Source organism: Streptococcus sp. C150 (genome assembly GCF_000187445.1).
Classification (GTDB): domain Bacteria; phylum Bacillota; class Bacilli; order Lactobacillales; family Streptococcaceae; genus Streptococcus; species Streptococcus raffinosi.
Genome location: NZ_GL698455.1, coordinates 1 through 1,478, shown reverse-complemented (window position 1 = coordinate 1,478; position 1,478 = coordinate 1). Strand labels below are relative to the sequence as shown.

Genomic DNA, 1,478 nt, shown 5'->3' with positions numbered 1-1,478 from the left:
GGTTTCTGCGATGCCAGGAATTGACCGTAAGATGTCATACTCTGGTAAAGGCTGAGCTAGAGCTACCATGTCGTTTAAGACAACTTGTCTGCGTTCAGAAAGACGAAGCAATTCTTGAGCATAGTAACGAACCTCTTCAAGCATTGGAGAGGTTTTCTTGACCGCACAAAAAGATTGTTTAGCGAGTTTTATAAGTTTATCAGTTAGGTAAGCAATACGTTTTTCAGAGATGCGTTTGGAGGTAGATTGACGGATAATCTCACACAAGTTACTTTGAGATAGGCTTAATACAGCCTCTTTGCATGGAAAAGCCATCACTAAGTTCCAATATTGCTCTCCAGTAGGTGTGGATAATAGATTTTCCAATTCAGGAAATGTGACCTGTAAAACCTTGTGCAGGCGGTTTTTAGTTCGAACAAGATCTTCTGTCATATTTTGATAGAAACGGCTTAAATCACGCAGGTGTTGATAAACTTCTTCCTGCACGTAAGTTGGTTTACGATTGTGCACAAGCTGAGATTTAGCCAGTTTTTCAGCGTCAATTTTATCTGTTTTACGAACTCGCAGACTGTCCAATTGCTTCTTAGCTTCCAGTGGATTTAGCCGTGTGTAAGCGTAACTATATTCCTCAAGAAAGGCTTGAAGACGTCGAGAATAGACGCCTGTAGCCTCAAATATAATCTCAGGGTTATGAACAGTTTTCAAGTCGCCCAACAGGCGATTGAATCCAATGGCATCATTGAGTATGGTGTAGCCATGAACCTTCTCACCGTTGACTAAAATGGCCACCTCAGAACTTGTTTTACTGACATCAATTCCAAATACTGCACGCATGACATTACCTCTTTTGTCTTGAATAATTCCATGTTTTAGTGATTTTATTTTCAATACGCGACGTTTAGCGTCCTACATACTTTGATCAAACTCCACCTAAAACAAGGTGTCTTGCCAGTTTGTCAAGCGACGTCTAGCGCCATAGAGCCCTACGACTTTACAAGACACCACTACTTTAACATAAAGAAAAAGTAGTGAGTACTCTCTCCCGTCGGAGATTTCTTCACTACTAATCTTAGTATGTTTGTCAACTGTAGTGGGTGACGAAAAGCTAACATCTAGAGAGAACCTGATAGGTTTTCTCTTTTTGTATGTTCAGAGTGATGAAAACACGCTTCCTAAAGTTAATAAAGTTTCTAAAACCGAAGCCCAGACGTTTGATGTCTTTGATAAGCTTATTGGTGCCCTCCAATTTTGCATTTGAGTAATGTGTTTCTAGCGCATTTTTGATGTATGGTTTGTGTCTAAGGAAGGTCCTAAAGACAGTTTTGAAGTAATGATTAACCTTGCTTATATTCTCCTCTATGAGCTCAAAAAACTCATCTACCCTCTTCTCCTGAAAGTGAAACAGCAACAGCTGATAGAGGTTATAATAATTAGCGAGTTCTTCTGAGAAATTCAGTGTCTTCTTAACGACTTCATGT

General features: G+C 39.6%; 1 protein-coding gene and 1 pseudogene. Both read right to left on the bottom strand.

All coding sequences use genetic code 11. The features are described 5' to 3' along the window. Positions 1–834, bottom strand: an 834-nt coding sequence (locus tag HMPREF0848_RS10050) for an IS110 family transposase (RefSeq protein ID WP_008536348.1), incomplete at its 3' end; no start/stop codon positions are given. 278 nt (positions 835–1,112) lie between these two features. Then, positions 1,113–1,478: pseudogene (locus tag HMPREF0848_RS10045) on the bottom strand (transposase); the annotation flags it as partial.